Source organism: Rossellomorea orangium, from assembly GCF_019334305.1.
GTDB lineage: Bacteria > Bacillota > Bacilli > Bacillales > Bacillaceae_B > Rossellomorea.
Map to the genome: position 1 here is coordinate 1 of NZ_JAHWGH010000006.1, position 14,916 is coordinate 14,916.

Below are 14,916 nucleotides of genomic sequence, written 5' to 3' on the forward strand. Positions count from 1 at the left end.
AGGTCACACCCGTTCCCATGCCGAACACGGAAGTTAAGCTCTTCAGCGCCGATGGTAGTTGGGGGATCTCCCCCTGTGAGAGTAGGACGTCGCCAGGCGAAACAAATTCTTTTTCGTACAATCACTTTATTTGTGAAGGTGCATATAGTAAGATAGAATATAGTAACATTTTTATCGTCGCGGGGTGGAGCAGTTCGGTAGCTCGTCGGGCTCATAACCCGAAGGTCGCAGGTTCAAATCCTGTCCCCGCAATACCATTTTGATTTATTTATGAATTAGGCAGTTGATAATTCGCGATGAGTCACGTATGGATAGTTATTTTCGCTAACGCGAGGTAAGGAAACCTATTTTGCTAGCGCAAAAAGCTTTGGTCCGGTAGTTCAGTTGGTTAGAATGCCTGCCTGTCACGCAGGAGGTCGCGGGTTCGAGTCCCGTCCGGACCGCCATTTCTGTTCATTCAAACGAAACATTGTTTCGTTTTTTTTATTGTCTTTTTTCAGAACCTTTACTCTCATACCCCAAAAAGGGTAAACTACATATATACATTCTCCCTTAGGGTAACAAACGATCCTAAGGTTTTTTTATACTCTAAATGATGATTGAGGAGATTAACATGAATCAGTTCGAGGTTTTAACAAACAGCCCGGAAGAAACAGGCCGCTTTGCAGAAAAGCTGGCAGCACTATTAGAGCCAGGGGCTGTATTAACATTGGAAGGTGACCTTGGAGCGGGGAAGACAACGTTTACGAAAGGTCTTGCGAAGGGTCTTGGTGTCACGAAAACCGTGAACAGTCCCACCTTTACTATCATTAAAGAATATAAGGGGCATTTGCCTCTTTATCATATGGATGTATACAGACTCGATGATTCCTTTGAAGATCTGGGATTCGACGAATACTTTGAAGGAGAAGGTGTGACGGTCGTCGAGTGGGCGCATCTCATACAGGATCAACTTCCGGAAGAGTTGTTGAGTCTGTCGATATACCGTGAAGGCGATTCTAAGAGAAGGATCGTGTTGAAGCCATATGGAGCCCGATATAGTGAATTGTGTAAGGAGATTGTGTCATGACGATATTAGCAATAGATACATCCAATTATCCGTTTGGGGTTGCCCTCATTCAGGAGGACAGAGTAATTGGAGAGTACATTACCTATATTAAAAAAAATCATTCTGTAAGAGCGATGCCTGCCATCGAGCAGTTATTGAAAGACTGTGGGATAGAGGCTAAGGAGCTAACGAAGATCGTCGTTGCAAACGGTCCAGGTTCCTATACGGGCGTACGGATTGGAGTCACATTGGCCAAGACTCTTGCATGGTCATTGAGTATCCCTCTTATACCGGTTTCAAGCCTCGCCACACTGGCTTCATCTGGAAGGTATTTTTCAGGATATATTGTTCCTTTGTTTGATGCAAGAAGAGGACAGGTATATACAGGACTCTATGAGTTTCAAGGAGACCAACTTGTTTGCAAGGAAGAGGATCGAAATGTGATGCTTGAGGAATGGGTCATAAAGTTAAAAGAGTTGGATAAAGATATATTATTCGTCGGGAATGATGTCTCCCTGCATGAAAATAAGATTCAGGAAGTACTGGGAAAACAGGCGAGAATCGCTCCGTTTGTCAGTCATAATCCACGCCCGTCCGAGCTTGCTTATATTGGAATGGGTCTTAAAGAAACGACGGCTCATGAAGTGCTCCCTAATTATATTAGGATGGCAGAAGCCGAAGTGAAGTGGCTGGAGTCTCAAAAAAATCTCAATAAATGATAAGGATCGTTACGACATGGATATACGATTTATGACAGTCGATGATTTAGATGATGTAATGGAAATTGAAAATCAATCTTTTAGCATTCCTTGGAGCCGGGACGCTTTCTTGAATGAGCTTGAACACAATCATTTGTCCAGTTATCTTGTGGCGGAGGATGGGGACAGGCTTGCAGGCTATTGTGGGGTATGGCTCGTCGTGGATGAGGCACATATCACAAATGTGGCCGTTTTACCAGATTATCGGGGACAGGGCATGGGAGAAGCTCTCATGCGCAAGATTATGGGAATCGCCATTGAATTTGGCGCCCGGGTGATGACGCTAGAGGTCAGGATCTCAAACGCACCTGCCCAGCATTTATATCGGAAGCTCGGCTTTCAGGATGGCGGGATCCGTAAACGATACTATTCGGACAATCAAGAGGATGCTTTAGTAATGTGGGTGAACTTATGAAGAAGGATATATTTGTATTGGGAATCGAAACAAGCTGCGATGAAACAGCCGTTGCGATTATTAAAAATGGAACAGAAATTGTGACGAATATTGTTTCGTCTCAGATTGAAAGTCATAAGCGATTTGGTGGCGTGGTACCTGAAATTGCGTCACGCCATCATGTGGAGCAAGTTACATTTGTACTGGAGGAAGCTCTGGAACAAGCCGGGATGACCATGGACAATATTGATTGTGTTGCAGTGACTGAGGGGCCGGGGTTAGTAGGTGCGCTTTTAATTGGTGTCAATGCGGCCAAAGCACTTGCGTTTGCCCATAATAAACCATTAGTCGGAGTTCATCATATTGCAGGGCATATCTATGCAAATCGTCTATTGAAAGAGATGGAATTCCCACTCCTTTCCCTGGTCGTTTCAGGAGGACATACTGAGCTTATTCTCATGAAAGAGCACGGTTCCTTTGAGGTCATCGGTGAAACACGTGATGATGCAGCTGGAGAAGCTTATGATAAGGTAGCCCGTACCTTGGGTCTTCCGTATCCGGGTGGTCCACATATCGACCGTTTGGCACATGAGGGCGAACCAAGTATTGATCTTCCACGGGCATGGCTTGAGGAAGGATCTTATGATTTCAGCTTCAGTGGGCTTAAATCAGCCGTTATCAACACTTTACACAATGCGAAACAAAAAGGGATAAATATTCCTCCACAGGATTTGGCAGCAAGCTTTCAAGCCAGTGTAATTGATGTGTTAGTGACCAAAACCTTAAAAGCAGTAAAGGAACATGAAGTGGAGCAAGTACTCCTGGCCGGAGGAGTGGCGGCTAATAAAGGATTGCGTGCTGCATTACAAGAAGCATTTGAAGGAATGGATGCGGAGTTGATCATCCCGCCGTTATCCTTATGTACAGATAATGCCGCCATGATTGCGGCAGCCGGGACGATATTATTTGAACAAGGCAAAAGGGGAAGCATGGATATGAATGCTCACCCTGGACTTGATATCGAGAGTTTTTAAAGGTAAGGCTTGAGCGAAGATTTCGTTCAAGCTTTTTTTCGTTTCGGATATCCACGTCTGTTGATATCGTGTGAGTAATCTACAGAATCTCCGATGAATGTGAACGAACATACGTTTTATCAACAGATTGTGGATAAGTTGTTAGTAACTTATTAAAAAATGTGTACAGCATGTGAAAAAACCGTAGAACAAACTTCCATTTATTGGGTTTTTGCTGTGGATAAATAAGGTTATTCTTGTGGATATTGTGGAAAAGTGATATGAATAACGGTTCATACGTGTTTTGGTTGTGGATAATTATGTGGAATAAGAAAGGATTGGGGAGTAGTACTTATCCCCAATCCTGTGGATTACTGTCCTAGCAGTTCTTCAAGTTCTGTCCATTCTTCTAGTAAAGAATCCAGTTCTTCTTTTGCTTTTGTGAGTGATTCATTGATGTCCTGCACTTTCTCGTGATCTTGAAAGATTTCCGGATCACAGAGAAGGTCTTCTTTTTCCTGTATGGTTGTTTCAAGGGTTTCCATAAGGTCTTCGATTTCCTCTACTCTGCGCTTTCGTTGACGTTCGAGTTTTTTCGCTTCTTTATCAATCTTATGGGTTTGTTTTTGAGTCGTACTTTGAGATAGAGCTGTTTTACCTTGTTCCAAACTTTCAAGTGCTGCAAGCTCTTCCTGTTGCTGTAACTTCTCGACATAATAATCATAATCACCAAGGTATTCGGTTGATCCCTGCTTGGATAATTCCACGACCTTGGTGGCAATGCGGTTGATGAAATAACGGTCATGGGAAACGAAGAGGATGGTCCCTGGATAGTCGATCAGGGCATTCTCCAGCACTTCCTTACTGTCTAAATCCAGATGGTTAGTCGGTTCATCGAGTATAAGGACGTTCCCTTTTTCCATCATTAGCTTGGAGAGGGCTAAACGGGCTTTTTCTCCACCGCTTAATGTCGATACGGGCTTCAGGACATCTTCCCCGGAGAAGAGGAAGTTGCCGAGTACCGTACGGATCTCTTTCTCCATCTTCATCGGGTATTCGTCCCACAGTTCATTCAAGACCGTCTTGTTGGATGAGAGTTCGGCTTGTTCCTGGTCGTAGTAACTGATGGACACATTGGATCCGAATTTAAATGCACCGTCCAAAGGCTGAAGCTTATTCACCAATGTTTTTAACAGTGTCGATTTGCCGACTCCGTTCGGGCCGACGAGTGCGATGCTGTCCCCTTTTTTGACAGAAAAGTCAATATGGGAGGAAATGGTCTCACTCTCCCCATATCCGATGGTAAGATCCTGGACGTGGAGAACATCATTTCCGCTTGGGCGGTCGATCTGAAACGCGAAGTTGGCGGATTTCTCATCCCCGAGGGGACGGTCCATCATATCCATGCGCTCTAATTTCTTCCGGCGGCTCTGTGCCATCTTTGTGGTGGAGGCCCGTGCAATATTCCGTTGGATGAAGTCTTCAAGCTTTGCGACTTCCTGCTGCTGGCGCTCGAACATTTTCAGATCTTTTTCGTAGTCTTCTGCTTTTTGTTCAAGGTATCTGCTGTAGTTCCCCAGGTATTTCTTGCTCCGGTTCCGGGAAATCTCATATACTTGATTGACGACGCTGTCTAAGAAATAGCGATCATGGGAAACGATCAGGACCGCACCTGCATAGCTTTGCAGATAGGTCTCGAGCCATGATAATGTTTCGATATCCAAGTGGTTGGTCGGTTCATCAAGGATGAGGATGTCAGGCTTGGTGAGTAGAAGCTTACCGAGAGCAAGTCGGGTTTTCTGACCACCGCTCAAAGTGGATATCTTGGTTTCATAATCGAAATCGGCAAAGTTCAATCCGTGAAGGACGGAACGGATATCGGCTTCATATTGATAACCTCCTGAATCTTTGAAGCGGATCTGAAGTTCATCATATTCTTTTAATACCCGTTGATAGACTTCTTCGGCTTCATATACAGATGGATCTGCCATCTGCTGCTCCAATGCTCGTAATTGGGTTTCCTGACGGCGCAATTCTTCGAAGACGGTCAACATTTCGGACCAAATCGATAAATCCGACTCCAAGCCAGTGTTCTGTGCCAAGTATCCGATGGAGACACCTTTTGGCTTTGTAATCTCACCCGCATCATAGGAAAGATGACCTGCGATTATTTTTAGAAGCGTCGACTTCCCGGCTCCGTTACGTCCAACAAGGGCGACGCGATCTCTTGTCTGTATTTCAAGTTTAATATTTGATAGGATATTATCTGCACCAAAGTTTTTCGTTAATTGATTCACTTGTAGAAGAATCATGACGTTTCACCTCTATTTCATAGTGCTAGTGTACCGTATTCGAGAGGGGAACGGCAATAAAACACCTATTAATCTTCGTACACTTTGGATAAAATATAGTGTATGATGAGTAGTAGAGTTTATTAATACTGTGTGCTTTCTATTTTGGAAGCGGTATCAGAGGTTTTGAAAAGATGTGGGGGAATACAATATGAACCAGGATACAACGAAAATTCCACAGGCAACTGCCAAGCGCCTTCCGTTATACTATCGTTTTATCAAGAACCTGTACTCATCCGGTAAGCAGAGGGTGTCATCGAAGGAATTAAGTGAAGCGGTGAAGGTTGATTCTGCCACCATCCGCAGAGACTTTTCTTACTTTGGGGCATTGGGGAAGAAGGGATATGGCTATAATGTCAATTACCTACTATCCTTTTTCCGAAAGACGTTAGATCAGGATGCCCTTACGAAGGTTGTGCTGATCGGGGTGGGGAACCTGGGTACAGCGTTTCTTCATTATAATTTCATCAAAAATAATAATACGAAGATCGAGATGGCATTTGAAGTGGATGAAAATAAGGTCGGGACGCAAATCAGTGATGTACCCGTTTTTCATTTAAATGATTTAGAAGAGAAGCTTGTAGGGCATGATATTGAAGTAGCGATCTTGACGGTGCCGGCATCTTCTGCTCAAAATATCACAGACCGATTGGTTTCTTCTAATATTAAAGGGATCCTGAATTTCACTCCTGCGAGATTGACGGTACCGGATCATATCCGCGTCCATCATATCGACTTGGCTGTCGAGCTTCAGTCACTCGTTTATTTTTTGAAGCATTACTCAGAGGATGACACGGAAATGTCACAAGATGGAATCATAACAGAATAGAAAATTCTTCATATTTACGTTATGATAGAATGGTAAAAGAGGAGGTGTCTCATTATGTTAGGTGCAGGTAGTATCGTACTAATAACCGTTGTGGCTTTACTGATCTTTGGACCGAAGAAATTGCCCGAGTTAGGAAAAGCGGCTGGGAATACATTACGCGAATTCAAGAATGCAACAAAGGGCTTAGCAGATGATGAGGACGACAACAGCAAAAAAGCTAAGTAGGGTAGGATGAACGCCATGAGTCAAAGTCAAAGAGACATGACAGTCTATGAACATATAGGAGAATTGCAGAAACGACTCATGTTTGTAGTCGTTTTCTTCTTGTTGGCGGTTATCGTGAGTTTCTTTCTTGCGGAACCGTTAATTCGATATTTGCAGCACGCCGATGAGGCGAAAGAGCTGACCATGAACGCCTTTCGGATCACAGACCCTCTCAAAATCTATATGGAAATGATCATGTTCATTGCCATCATCATGACATCACCCATCATTTTATACCAAGTGTGGTCATTCATTAGTCCGGGTCTATATGAGAGAGAGAGAAAGGTGACGCTCAGCTACATACCGATTTCTCTTTTGCTTTTCTTAGGTGGATTGTCATTTTCATATTTTATTTTGTTTCCGTACGTCGTGAAATTCATGATGGGGTTATCAACCAATCTGAATATCGAGCAAGTCATAGGAATAAATGAATACTTTCATTTCCTGTTTCAAATTACGATCCCATTTGGATTTTTGTTTCAGCTACCGGTCATCATGCTATTCCTGACCCGTTTGGGAATTGTCACGCCGATGCTGCTGGCCCAAATGAGGAAAGTCGCTTACTTCATCCTGTTGGTCGTTGCGGCCTTCATTACACCGCCTGATATCGTATCCCATATGATGGTGACGGTTCCTTTGCTGCTTCTATATGAAATCAGTATATGGATCTCCAAGATCGGATACAAAAAGGTGCTGGAAGCGGAGCAGAAGCTTGAAATGGAACAGTTCGAGAATATAAATAAGGATTGATCAAATGATCAATCCTTATTTTTTGTTCTTTATTTGTTTTTTGATCTTGAAATGCAACATGATCATCCGTAGCCCGGAACCGAAGTCCAGGGTCGCAAGAAAGATGAGCATGTACGTGAAAAATCCCCAACCTTCATCATTCTGTACATTTTGTACAGCAAAGTATGTGAAGAGCACACCGAGAAGGAGATAGATCACTCCTGAGAATAATGGTGATCTCCTCATAGAAATAATCCTCCAATAAATCCTTGTATTTTTTCAGCTTCGTTCATCATTTTCTCGATTTCGTCCTTATAGATAGATTGCATTAGAACGACCGTTGTATTCATGGCAACGTGGGCAAATATTGGCACCAGGATCCGCTTCGTTTTTACATAAAGGAAGGCGAATGTGAAGCCCATCGCGGAATAAAGGATCACATGCTCCGGCTCGAAATGGGCTAGAGCGAAAATGACCGAGCTGATCAGAGCGGCAAAGAAGAAATGCATCTTCTCGTAAAGCACGCCGAAAATGATCTTCCTGAATACGATCTCTTCCAATATAGGTCCGATGATGGCCGCGACCAGCATGGATAACGGCACTTTTTCAATGATGCCGATGATCATCTGCGTATTTTCAGATCCCATTTGAATTCCCAGTGCATATTCAACTTGTATCGCAACCGATTGAGCGATGAATGCCATGAAGATCCCGAGAACCGCCCAAACAATCGAACGACCGGCACCCATGGGAGCACTCCGTTCAAGCCGGGTACTTGTTTCGCTTTTCCTGAGGATGCCTCCCACAATGAGAAGGGTCAGCGTGAAGCTGATGACAAGCCAGTATCCAGGGACAAGGCTCCGTACCGTCTCATCGGGTTTACCGAGGACGTCGACACCGATCTTATATAAAAGGGGTACCCCGACAATGCTTGAAAGCTGCATGACGATATAGGCAATTAAGATAAATCCAAAATGTTTTTTCAACGTTTGATCTCCTTTTGCACCTGTAAGATAACGATCAACCTAGTTACTCCTGTACAATTCTACTAAGAAAAGCGGAACTGTTCAAATCTAAGGGTTTCATTCGTCCTGGAATATATGGGGAACGGGGGGCATAGGATAGGAGGGTGTGAAAAAAAGAGAAATATGACGAAAAAAATTTTAAGCAGGAGTCTTGCAAAATGAAAACGAATTAATTAATATAATAGTTGTGTTAGCACTCACAGAGTGCGAGTGCTAATAAATATCATTTACATATTTCAAGGAGGTTGTTTCACTTGTTAAAACCACTAGGTGATCGCGTCGTTATCGAGCTAGTTGAGTCAGAAGAAAAAACAGCAAGCGGTATTGTGCTACCGGATTCCGCAAAGGAAAAGCCACAAGAAGGTAAAGTGATGGCTGTAGGTACTGGTCGCATTCTAGACAACGGTGAGCGCGTTGCTCTTGAGGTAGCTGTCGGCGATCGGATCATTTTCTCTAAATACGCTGGTACAGAAGTGAAATACCAAGGCACAGAATACCTGATCCTTCGCGATAGCGATATTCTGGCTGTAGTTGGCGAATAATTAAATTTCCGTAAACGTAAACCATACATTATTTAAATAAGAGGAGGACTTTATCAATGGCTAAAGATATTAAATTCAGCGAAGAAGCACGCCGTTCCATGCTTCGCGGTGTCGATCAATTAGCAAATGCAGTAAAAGTAACTCTTGGACCAAAAGGACGTAACGTGGTGCTTGAGAAGAAATTCGGTTCACCACTTATCACAAATGACGGTGTAACCATTGCGAAAGAAATTGAACTAGAAGATGCATTCGAAAACATGGGTGCGAAACTGGTTGCTGAAGTAGCAAGCAAAACAAACGAAATCGCCGGTGACGGTACAACGACTGCAACGGTCCTTGCTCAAGCAATGATCCGTGAAGGTCTTAAAAACGTAACAGCTGGTGCGAACCCTGTCGGCGTCCGTAAAGGAATCGAAAAAGCGGTTCAAGCTGCTATCGAAGAATTAAAAGTGATCTCCAAGCCGATCGAAGGCAAAGATTCCATCGCTCAAGTTGCAGCCATCTCAGCTGCTGACGAAGAAGTCGGTCAACTGATTGCAGAAGCAATGGAGCGCGTTGGAAACGACGGCGTTATCACAATCGAAGAATCTAAAGGGTTCACTACAGAACTTGACGTAGTAGAAGGAATGCAGTTCGACCGCGGATATGCATCTCCATACATGGTCACTGATTCAGATAAAATGGAAGCTGTCTTAGAAAATCCATACATCTTAATCACTGACAAGAAAATCGGTAACATCCAGGAAGTACTTCCTGTCCTTGAGCAAGTTGTACAACAAGGTAAGCCATTACTAATGGTAGCAGAAGATGTTGAAGGTGAAGCTCTTGCAACGCTTGTTGTGAACAAACTTCGCGGAACATTCAACGCTGTAGCTGTTAAAGCTCCTGGCTTTGGTGACCGTCGTAAAGCCATGCTTGAAGACTTAGCGGTTCTAACTGGTGGAGAAGTGATCACAGAAGATCTAGGCTTAGACCTTAAATCTGCAAACATCACTCAACTTGGCCGCGCTGCGAAAGTAGTCGTAACGAAAGAAAACACGACTGTCGTAGAAGGCTCTGGAGATCCAGAAAAAATCGCAGCTCGCGTAAACCAAATCCGTGCTCAATTAGAAGAGTCTACTTCTGAGTTCGACAAGGAAAAATTACAAGAGCGCCTTGCTAAGCTTGCAGGTGGAGTAGCAGTCGTGAAAGTTGGAGCTGCAACTGAAACCGAGCTTAAAGAGCGTAAACTACGCATCGAAGACGCCCTGAACTCTACTCGTGCAGCAGTAGAAGAAGGTATCGTATCCGGTGGTGGTACGGCACTCGTGAACGTATACAACAAAGTAGCATCAATCGAAGCGGATGCAGATGTAGCAACTGGTATCAACATCGTGCTACGCGCTCTAGAAGAGCCGATCCGTCAAATCGCTCACAACGCTGGATTAGAAGGTTCTATCATCGTAGAACGTCTGAAGAAGGAAGAAGTAGGCGTTGGATTCAACGCAGCTACTGGTGAGTGGGTCAACATGATCGAAAAAGGTATCGTAGATCCAACCAAAGTAACTCGTTCTGCACTGCAAAACGCAGCGTCTGTAGCAGCAATGTTCCTAACTACTGAAGCAGTAGTAGCGGACATTCCTGAAGAAGGCGGCGGCATGCCGGATATGTCCGGTATGGGCGGTATGGGTGGAATGGGCGGCATGATGTAATTCATCATCGCCATTCCCTTGGATGACATTAAGGTGAATAAAGAGAGGCTTCTCAGGAGTTCGGTGAACTTTTGGGGGGCTTCTTTTTTTTATGAGATAGGATTCGTTGGGGTTTAAAACCTGTTTTTGAAAATAAATACTGATGTTAGACTATGTAAAGTACTCAAAGTGGTCATTCCAACCGGAGTGACCACTTTTTCTCATCCCAAGAGAGTCCAAACGTTTACAAAATCACCATATAGGTAAAAAGTATGATAAAAACACATCCCTATCGAAATACTTTACGTATACTCCGTGTGACTTCTACTTTTTAACTAAACAAAAGCAGGTGATAATATGGACTACACAACGATGAAACTCAGGACACTGGTAGAGCGGGTCATTGAAGGAGACAAAATGGCAAAAGAAGAATTCGAAAGGCGATGGGAGATTCCGTGGGAGCAGGTCGGGACGGTCTCGATATCCATTGAAAAGAAGCCAAGGGACTGACGTGGTTCCATCCAACCTTCTTATGATAAAGTATGGATAGAACAGTTCAGAAAGAGGGTTAACGATGACAGTCAAACAATACTATCAAGATGCCTATATGAAAAGATTTCAAACATCCATTCAAGAACAGCAGGAGGATGAGTCAGGCTGGTACGTCGTATTAGAAAAGACGACTTTCTATCCAACAGGCGGCGGCCAGCCCCATGATACAGGTACATTACAGGATAAGCGAATTATCAATGTAGAAGAAGTGAACGGAGAGATCCGTCATTACATAGAAGAACCGTTTGAAGATATTTCAGGTATTGTCGAGGGACAGATCGATTGGAAACGCCGATTCGACCATATGCAGCAGCACGCCGGTCAGCATATCCTGTCGGCTGCATTTGCAGAAGCATTCCAATACGAGACGATCAGCTTTCATCTCGGGAAAGAGTTCCTCACCATCGACTTAAACGTAAGTGATATTAGTAACTCGGACGCACTGAAAGCAGAAGAACTCGCCAACCAAATCATAAGGGAAGCGCGTCCGGTCGAGACGAAGTGGTTGACGGAAGCGGAACTGTCCGACTATCCGCTGCGCAAACAGCCATCCGTCACGGATGAAATCCGTCTCGTCATCATCCCGGACTTCGACTATAACGGTTGCGGTGGAACCCATCCACGTTCCACGAGTGAAGTCGGAGCCATCAAGATCCTTGATTGGGAAAAGCACAAAGGCCATATCCGCCTGCAATTTATCTGCGGTGACAGGGTCCTCCATCAACTGCACCGGAAGCATGGACTGCTGAAAGAGCTCACAAGTATACTCCAGGTACCAGAAGAAACGATGGTACTGACCGCCGAGCAACTGATCGCCAAACAAAAAGAGCAGGAAAAAGCACTCGAAGGATTGAAAGAAGTCCTGCTTACATATGAAGCGGAAGGATTACTCGGAATCCCAAAAGATGACTATACACTCATTCAAAAAGCTTACAGTGACCGGCCGATCCAGGAACTCCAGAAGATCGCCCAGCATATCGTCTCTAAGAGAGAAGATGCGATTGTGATGCTGGTCGTGCATAATGATCAAAAGCTTCAGCTCGTAGTGGCGAAGGGGTCTCTCCAGACGATTGACTTAAGAGAAGTCGCACAAAAAGTTTTCCCGCTCATCAATGGAAAAGGGGGCGGGAAAGAATCGTTTGTTCAAGGCGGTGGAGAGGCAGTTATGAGTAAGGAAGATTTACTTGAAAAACTGGTAAACGAACTATAGAGAAGATGAATGAGCCATCCGGCGTGACCGGGTGGCTTTTTCAATTATATGGCTGATATTATCTGAATTTGGAAAATTCGAACAACATAAAAATCCCATGGTGCAGTCACACCTCATTCACAAATGATTCCAATTACCTACCAATTTTAATACTTGTAATAAAACACCTAAAAATTACCACTATAAAATTCAAATCCTCTGTTGATAAAAGTGAAGTAATCCTTTCGTAACTATACAAAATACCTATTTTTACCTATGGAAAATTTTATAAAATAGTCCAATGATAACAGACAAAATTCGACAAAACCTTTGTCGGATTGACGTTCCCGGTTACCAGTGATAATTATTATATAGAAAAAAAGTATCAGGATTTTACAATGAAAAGTTTTTAAACATGAAATTCGTGGTAAATAAGGATAGAATTAATTCCATTTTCTTCAAACCTCATACTAACGAATCATTTTGAGGGAAATGTGACATTGTTTTGTCTTTTGGTTCGTAGATACAACTAGAAGTGGGGGATGAATAAAGAACCTAGATATTTAACTACCTGCAAAAGAGTAATCAACAATTAATAGTAACTAAACAACCTTGTAATGGAGTGACATTGGAGATGATTGAGTCCAAAAAAAGGGCATTTATATTTTTGTTTTTAGCATTTCTATTAGCCGTCGGTGCAGGCTACTTGGTATACGACAAAGTGAAAGATCTAAATTCTGAGTTGGGTGGCATGACAAAGGTTTATGTGGCAAAAAGTGATATTCCGTCAAGAACGCCTATAAAAGAAAATCAGATCGATGTAATGGAAATACCTAATAAATTCGTTACAAAATCACATATTACAGGGAAACTTCAATTGGAGAACCGGGTATCAGTGGTCCCCCTTAAAGCCGGTGATATTATCACTGAAAATATGATTAAACCTGTTTCAAATTTAAATAACGAAAACAATAGATTAGTTGCCATTTATCGGAATGATAAGGTTCAATTCGACCAGGTAATAGAAGCTCTGGATAGAATCGATATCATTGTTTCCACTGAAGTGAATGGTGAAAGAAAGACGGAGCTATTTATGAAGGATGTACCAGTCTCATATGCTGAGGGAGATGAAAAGAATTTCGCTGGAGTTGCGGTCGAGGTTCCGGAAGAAAAGGCACCCAAGTTAATACATATGCAAAACTACGCGGAGCATATACGAATTTTAAAAGCTAATGTAGGGAAAATGGAAGGACCTCCAGCTGAACAAGAAAAACCTGAAAAGTCCGCGGAAACCGAAAAGAAAGAACAACCTGCACAGACTACAAAAGAAAAGACATCAGATCAAAAGCCAGCTGAACAAAACAAACCAAAAGAATCAAATCAAGGAGACGCATCAAATGGAAAAGAATCTTGATATTCTACTAGTAAGTGAAGATGACGTAGTGACCAATCAAGTCTTAAACACCCTTGATCAAGAGGATAGTAGAGTTTCTGTCATACCCGCAGAAGATACAGTAAGGGAAGTAAATAGACAACCAAGAGATATGATCGTATTTGTCCAATCAAATAATGATAATTCAGTCGAGCTGATCCAATACATTAAATCAGTTAATCCTTCCACTTATATCATTTTTTTAGCAAGAGATTCAGATTTTACTATATTACGAAACATTTCAAAAGCTGGTGCAGAAGACTTCTTCGTATTGCCGGATGAGATGTCATTGTTCCTTAGTAGGTTCCCAACAATTAAGAAGAATTATGAAATGAAAAAGAGCAGTCAAGAAGAGAGTACAGTGGTCTTTGGAAAGGGACGTGGACAAATCTATTCGTTTTACAGCGGAAAGGGAGGAAGTGGGAAGTCAATCATATCTTCTACTTTTGCCCAAACGCTCAAGCTTGAGTCGGCTGCAGAAGTTATCCTTATTGATTTCAATCTGCAGTATGGCGGTATTGAAACGATGATGTCGATTGAAACGAATCGATCTATAGCTGATTTGACGCCAGTCATTGAAGAGCTGAATGAAAGCCATGTAAGGAATGTTTCTCAAACCGAAACGCATTCCCAATTAGAAATATTAGTAAGTCCATGCGATGCAGAAGTAGGGGAAACATTAGATGAACAATTCATCGCTAAACTTCTTAGAACATGTAGAAGGTCATTTGATTATGTCATCATCGATTTACCATCTGACGTCAATAATTTAATTGTCACGGCGATGGAAGAGTCAGACAAGATTTATTACGTTCTATATCCGGAAACTTCATCTTTGAAAGTCCTTAAGCATTATGAAGAATTATGTACCCGCTTAGGGATAGATCTTCAATCTCGATTGGAAATTGTTCTAAATGAGATTTCCAAAGAAAACGAACTGCAGCAGAGTGACTTAAAGGACATTCTTAGATTTCCAATATCGGCGTCCATAAGGAGAGATCTTAAAGGACTGCAAACTTATATTAATAAGGGTGAACCGGTGCGGAAATCACCTAAGGAGAAAAGGTTGATTCCTTTTGCAAAGGATGTAAGAAAATTCACTATGGCAGTCTTGAAATAG

16 protein-coding genes, 2 tRNA genes and 1 rRNA gene are annotated in these 14,916 nt (G+C 42.8%); 16 read left to right on the forward strand and 3 right to left on the reverse strand.

Features of this window, described 5'->3' with window-relative positions; translation table 11 throughout:
* The 7 genes from rrf to tsaD form a co-directional block, all read left to right on the forward strand.
* Positions 1-98, forward strand: a 5S ribosomal RNA gene (rrf, locus tag KYJ26_RS02410); the annotation flags it as partial.
* A gap of 80 nt (positions 99-178) precedes the next feature.
* Positions 179-252, forward strand: a tRNA-Met gene (locus KYJ26_RS02415).
* Between the two features lie 117 nt (positions 253-369).
* Positions 370-446, forward strand: a tRNA-Asp gene (locus KYJ26_RS02420).
* A 167-nt stretch (positions 447-613) separates the two neighbouring features.
* Positions 614-1,069, forward strand: a complete 456-nt coding sequence (gene tsaE / locus KYJ26_RS02425) for a tRNA (adenosine(37)-N6)-threonylcarbamoyltransferase complex ATPase subunit type 1 TsaE (RefSeq protein ID WP_219165763.1) — start codon at positions 614-616, stop codon at positions 1,067-1,069.
* Entirely contained in the window at positions 1,066-1,767 is a 702-nt protein-coding gene (gene tsaB, locus KYJ26_RS02430) for a tRNA (adenosine(37)-N6)-threonylcarbamoyltransferase complex dimerization subunit type 1 TsaB (RefSeq protein WP_219165764.1), read from the forward strand. Before tsaE ends, tsaB begins: the two co-directional genes overlap by 4 nt.
* Positions 1,768-1,783: 16 nt before the next feature.
* Complete coding sequence (gene rimI / locus KYJ26_RS02435) at positions 1,784-2,221, forward strand: ribosomal protein S18-alanine N-acetyltransferase (RefSeq protein ID WP_257474857.1); 438 nt, start codon at positions 1,784-1,786, stop codon at positions 2,219-2,221.
* On the forward strand, positions 2,218-3,234 hold the full coding sequence (tsaD, locus tag KYJ26_RS02440; RefSeq protein WP_219165765.1) for a tRNA (adenosine(37)-N6)-threonylcarbamoyltransferase complex transferase subunit TsaD: 1,017 nt from the start codon (positions 2,218-2,220) through the stop codon (positions 3,232-3,234). The genes rimI and tsaD overlap by 4 nt, the downstream gene beginning before the upstream one ends.
* Before the next feature lie 350 nt (positions 3,235-3,584).
* Here tsaD and KYJ26_RS02445 read toward each other — a convergent pair whose 3' ends face one another.
* Positions 3,585-5,525, reverse strand: coding sequence for an ABC-F family ATP-binding cassette domain-containing protein (locus KYJ26_RS02445; protein WP_219165766.1), 1,941 nt, complete (start codon positions 5,523-5,525; stop codon positions 3,585-3,587).
* Positions 5,526-5,715: 190 nt separating this feature from the next.
* On the opposite strand from KYJ26_RS02445, the gene KYJ26_RS02450 reads away from it, so the two are divergent.
* The 3 genes from KYJ26_RS02450 to tatC are packed head-to-tail and all read left to right on the forward strand — an operon-like array spanning position 5,716 to position 7,407.
* Positions 5,716-6,393 (forward strand): redox-sensing transcriptional repressor Rex, encoded by a 678-nt coding sequence (locus KYJ26_RS02450; RefSeq protein ID WP_201717022.1) that lies wholly within the window; start codon positions 5,716-5,718, stop codon positions 6,391-6,393.
* A 54-nt stretch (positions 6,394-6,447) separates the two neighbouring features.
* On the forward strand, positions 6,448-6,618 hold the full coding sequence (locus KYJ26_RS02455) for a twin-arginine translocase TatA/TatE family subunit (RefSeq protein WP_044340658.1): 171 nt from the start codon (positions 6,448-6,450) through the stop codon (positions 6,616-6,618).
* A 15-nt stretch (positions 6,619-6,633) separates the two neighbouring features.
* Entirely contained in the window at positions 6,634-7,407 is a 774-nt protein-coding gene (tatC, locus tag KYJ26_RS02460) for a twin-arginine translocase subunit TatC (protein WP_219165767.1), read from the forward strand.
* Between the two features lie 15 nt (positions 7,408-7,422).
* On the opposite strand, the gene KYJ26_RS02465 is transcribed toward tatC, so the two are convergent.
* Positions 7,423-7,632, reverse strand: a complete 210-nt coding sequence (locus tag KYJ26_RS02465; RefSeq protein ID WP_219165768.1) for a YdiK family protein — start codon at positions 7,630-7,632, stop codon at positions 7,423-7,425.
* Positions 7,629-8,372, reverse strand: coding sequence for a CPBP family intramembrane glutamic endopeptidase (locus tag KYJ26_RS02470; protein WP_219165769.1), 744 nt, complete (start codon positions 8,370-8,372; stop codon positions 7,629-7,631). Before KYJ26_RS02470 ends, KYJ26_RS02465 begins: the two co-directional genes overlap by 4 nt.
* Before the next feature lie 293 nt (positions 8,373-8,665).
* Here KYJ26_RS02470 and groES point away from each other — a divergent pair, with 293 nt between their 5' ends.
* The 6 genes from groES to KYJ26_RS02500 all read left to right on the forward strand — a co-directional run bounded on the left by groES (position 8,666) and on the right by KYJ26_RS02500 (position 14,916).
* Complete coding sequence (groES, locus tag KYJ26_RS02475; protein WP_034766060.1) at positions 8,666-8,953, forward strand: co-chaperone GroES; 288 nt, start codon at positions 8,666-8,668, stop codon at positions 8,951-8,953.
* A 56-nt stretch (positions 8,954-9,009) separates the two neighbouring features.
* Positions 9,010-10,644 carry a chaperonin GroEL gene (groL, locus tag KYJ26_RS02480; RefSeq protein WP_034766062.1) on the forward strand — a complete coding sequence of 545 codons (1,635 nt, stop codon included), beginning with the start codon at positions 9,010-9,012 and terminating at the stop codon, positions 10,642-10,644.
* Positions 10,645-10,980: 336 nt separating this feature from the next.
* The gene (locus KYJ26_RS02485; RefSeq protein ID WP_219165770.1) at positions 10,981-11,133 is read left to right on the forward strand and encodes a hypothetical protein; all 153 of its coding nucleotides are present in this window, start codon (positions 10,981-10,983) and stop codon (positions 11,131-11,133) included.
* A 64-nt stretch (positions 11,134-11,197) separates the two neighbouring features.
* On the forward strand, positions 11,198-12,385 hold the full coding sequence (locus tag KYJ26_RS02490) for an alanyl-tRNA editing protein (protein WP_219165771.1): 1,188 nt from the start codon (positions 11,198-11,200) through the stop codon (positions 12,383-12,385).
* Positions 12,386-12,998: 613 nt separating this feature from the next.
* A complete protein-coding gene (locus tag KYJ26_RS02495) occupies positions 12,999-13,778 on the forward strand; it encodes a flagella basal body P-ring formation protein FlgA (RefSeq protein WP_219165772.1) in 780 nt (259 codons plus the stop codon).
* Complete coding sequence (locus tag KYJ26_RS02500) at positions 13,762-14,916, forward strand: CpaE/TadZ family protein (RefSeq protein WP_219165773.1); 1,155 nt, start codon at positions 13,762-13,764, stop codon at positions 14,914-14,916. The genes KYJ26_RS02495 and KYJ26_RS02500 overlap by 17 nt, the downstream gene beginning before the upstream one ends.